The sequence below is a fragment of the Streptomyces sp. NPDC037301 genome, assembly GCF_055602785.1.
This window is the reverse complement of sequence record NZ_JBVJWD010000141.1, coordinates 1-3,843: the sequence shown is the minus strand read 5'-3', so window position 1 is coordinate 3,843 and position 3,843 is coordinate 1. Positions and strand designations below refer to the sequence as shown.

Genomic DNA, 3,843 nt, shown 5'->3' with positions numbered 1-3,843 from the left:
GCCGATTTTTTTGGTGGTGTGGGGGGTTTTCGGGAAAAACCCCCCCGAACCCCCCACCACCGCAAGCCGGGCCAGAACCCGACGGCGGCCAGCCGCAGGTCACAGCGTGGACCCTGCTCGCTGGCAGGAAGCGTTCGAGGGCCTGATGAGCCGGATAGCCGGCCGGTTCGCCCGGGTTGAACCCCGGCGTCGGGTACGGGATCTGATGCTGGGGCTGCTGTCGGACCTGCCACGCAAAAGCTGTTGGAGCATCGCCGAGTGGGCCGGAGAGGCCACCCCGGACGGCATGCAGCACCTGCTCGGCCGGGCCCGATGGGATGCCGACGCCGTGCGCGATGACGTGCGCGAGTACGTCCTGGAGCATCTACACGACGAGGGTGCAGTGCTGGTGGTCGACGAGACCGGGGACGTGAAGAAGGGCACGCACACCATCGGCGTCCAGCGCCAGTACACCGGCACCGCTTCTACGCCTGGGCGGTCATCGATCTGGCCGAACCCCGCCCCGGCAGCCGCCAGCTGCTGATCCGCCGCAACCGCACCACCGGTGAACTCGCCTACTACCGCTGCTTCTCACCCGACCCGGCGCCCCTGAACACCCTGGTCCGCGTCGCTGGATCAAGGTGGCGGGTGGAGGAGACCTTCCAGTCCGGAAAGGGCCTGGCCGGACTCGACGAGCACCAAGTCCGCCGCTACACCTCCTGGTCCCGCTGGGTCACCCTGGCCATGCTCGCTCACGCCTTCCTCGCCGTTGTCCGCGCCGACGAACACGCCCGGCGCCCCGCGCCTGACGGGCTTATCCCGCTCACCTGCAACGAGATCCAGCGACTGTTCATCACCTTGGTCGTCCGGCCCGTGCGCGAGGTAGCCCACCGGATCGCCTGGTCCGCCTGGCGACGCCGCCACCAGGCCCGAGCGTTCACGCGGCCGCGAGCGAGGGCGATGACAGCCTGCCGAGGGCCCGGACGGGTACCCCGCTGAGGGCGGCCTATGCCCGGCCTGCGAACACACCCGCCGCGAACAGGCGACACAGACAGTCGCTGCCGGGGGCCCGGCCGGCCCCAACGGGATCCTTGCCCGCCTCCGCGCCGAGCGGGTTTGAATCCGGGCCGTTCTGCTCAAGTACATTGCGAGCAACTACAGATGACCGAATAGCGAACACAGGGTCACCTTCTTCGGACAAGTTCTGGTCAAAAGGTTGACGGGCTACTGTCAATGATTCGCCGATCGGTGCAACTCTCTCCGCGCCCCCCTCACGAAACGTGTGTGCCGAGTGAAGGAGATCGAGTGAGAATCGCTCTGCGTGCTGCCGCGATCGCTGCGTCCGCCGCCATGGTGGTCGTCGGAGTACAAGCAGGTTCGGCAGGCGCCGCCCCGGACCGTGCGGCCGGAGCCACCGCCCTGCCGCTCAGCGCCTCTCAGCGCGCCACGGCCATCAAGGAGGCCCAGGCCGGGGCCGCTTCCGTCGCCGCGGAGATCAAGCTGGGAGGCAAGGAGAAGCTCGTCGTCCGCGATGTCATCAAGGACGCCGACGGCACCGTCCACACCCGCTACGAGCGCACCTACGACGGACTGCCCGTACTCGGTGGCGATCTGGTCACCCACGCCAGGAAGGACGGCTCCCTCAAGGGGGTGTCCAAGGCCACCGACGCCAAGATATCCGTGGCGTCGACGATCGCCGCGACCGCCGCCAAGTCCGAAGCCCGGCAGGTGATCTGGGCCGCCACAGGCAAGCCCGCGCTGGCGTACGAGAGCGTGGTCAAGGGCACCCAGGCCGATGGGACGCCCAGCGAGCGCCATGTCATCACCGACGCCACCAGCGGCAAGGAGCTCTACTCCTACGAGGCCATCGACACGGGGTCCGGCACCAGCCAGTACAGCGGCACCGTCGCCCTCGGCACCACGGCCTCCGGGTCCGGCTACAACCTGGCCGACGGCGCTCGCGGAGGCCACACCACGTACGACCTGAACGGCGGCACCAGCGGCACCGGGACCCTCTTCACCGACGCCGACGACAACTGGGGCAACGGTCTCGCGACCAACCGTCAGACGGCCGCGGTCGACGCACACTACGGTGCCGCCACGACCTGGGACTTCTACAAGAACGAGCTGGGCCGCAACGGCATCGCGGGCGACGGCAAGGCTGCCTACTCCCGGGTCCACTACGGCAACGCGTACGTCAACGCCTTCTGGTCGGACAGCTGCTTCTGCATGACGTACGGCGACGGTGCGGGCAACGTCAAGCCGCTCACCTCGCTGGATGTCGCCGGTCACGAAATGAGTCACGGTCTGACCGCGTCCACCGCCGGGCTGAAGTACAGCCGTGAGTCGGGCGGCCTCAATGAGGCGACCAGTGACATGTTCGGCACGGCGGTCGAGTTCTACGCCGGCAACAGCAGCGACGTCGGCGACTACCTCATCGGCGAGAAGATCGACATCAATGGCAACGGCGCCCCACTGCGCTACATGGACAAGCCGAGCAAGGACGGCGGCTCGGCCGACTACTGGTCGAGGACAGTCGGCCGACTCGACGTCCACTACTCGTCCGGGCCCGCCAACCACTTCTTCTACTTGCTGTCCGAGGGCAGCGGTGCGAAGACGATCAACGGCGTCTCATACAACTCGCCGACCTCCAACGGCTCCACCGTCACCGGAATCGGACGCGCCAAGGCCGTCCAGATCTGGTACAAGGCGCTCACCACGTACATGACGTCGTCCACCGACTACGCCGCGGCGCGAGTCGCTACGCTGAAGGCGGCGACCGATCTGTACGGGGCGGGCAGCGCGGAGTACTCGGCCGTCGCTGCCGCATGGTCCGGGATCAACGTCAACTAGTACGCCCGGCAGGTCCGATTCCGTGGAACGCCACGCGCCGCGCACATGCTCCGCACCGCCGGAGACGTGCGCGGCGCTTCGGCGTGCGGAGTCCGTCACCACCACGGATACCCCGCCGAATAGCGGACACAAGCGCATTCCACAGGGGCAAGAAGTGGTCAAAAAATGTGAGGCATTTGTTAGCGCACCGTCAATTTCATTCATTCGGTGGCACCCTTCGCCTCGCGCCTGAGCCCGGCGCTTGCAGTGTAGGGGACCCGTTCAACGCGCGAACAATAACCGTGGGCGATCCGACGTGACCAAGCCCCCGCATAGGTCCACCCGTGCGGTCAGGTCGAGTGGGCGGCAGACCGCACGTGCAGTCCAGTGCGCGCTCGGGGGGCACCGTCGAAGCTGTCGGTGGGCGGCCTGCTGGCCTGGGGCGGCGGTGACTGCAGGCAGATGCCGAACAGGAGGTTGTACGGGGTGTGGGTGTGCCGATCGGCAGGTAGTCCCGGTCTCCCCTGGACGAGCGAGGGAACACTCTGCATGATCAACTGGTGACCACCCCAGAGACCATCGTCGAACGCCAGCTCGCCGCCTACAACAGCCATGACCTCGGAGCCTTCGCGGCGACGTACGCCCCCGACGTCTGCATCAACCGCCGCAGCGGCGACTGCCTGCTCGGGCGCGACGCCGTGCGGGAGGCGTACGCCGACATGTTCGCCAAGGGCCGCTGCCGGGCCGAGATCGTTGGCCGACTCACCGAGGGCGACTGGGTGGTGGACCACGAGATTGCCCACGGCATCACGGACTACCCCCTCCGCGTGCTGGTCGCCTACCGGGTCCGCGACGGCCTGATCGACCACGTCGACTTCCTCGGCTGACTACCGGACCTCCCTAGCCGAACGAACCGTCAGAGGGTGCTCGGTACTGGCTTAGCCTCGATCCACCGAGTGACTCGCGTCCTGTGGATGAGGAAACGAGAAGAGGTGCCTGCTGACCTGCGATGATGGGAGTTCTGACGCTTCC

General features: G+C 67.4%; 3 protein-coding genes and 1 pseudogene. All 4 read left to right on the top strand.

The features are described 5' to 3' along the window. Positions 1 to 145: 145 nt before the first annotated feature. Positions 146 to 463: pseudogene (locus tag ACZ7IB_RS48880) on the top strand (transposase); the annotation flags it as partial. Positions 464 to 627: 164 nt separating this feature from the next. Continuing rightward, positions 628 to 978: a hypothetical protein gene (locus ACZ7IB_RS48875; protein WP_470921819.1), complete on the top strand. Its 351-nt coding sequence runs from the start codon at positions 628 to 630 to the stop codon at positions 976 to 978. A gap of 351 nt (positions 979 to 1,329) precedes the next feature. Further along, a complete protein-coding gene (locus tag ACZ7IB_RS48870; protein ID WP_470921820.1) occupies positions 1,330 to 2,832 on the top strand; it encodes a M4 family metallopeptidase in 1,503 nt (500 codons plus the stop codon). A gap of 539 nt (positions 2,833 to 3,371) precedes the next feature. Then, on the top strand, positions 3,372 to 3,698 hold the full coding sequence (locus ACZ7IB_RS48865; protein WP_383047879.1) for a nuclear transport factor 2 family protein: 327 nt from the start codon (positions 3,372 to 3,374) through the stop codon (positions 3,696 to 3,698). Positions 3,699 to 3,843 lie beyond the last annotated feature (145 nt).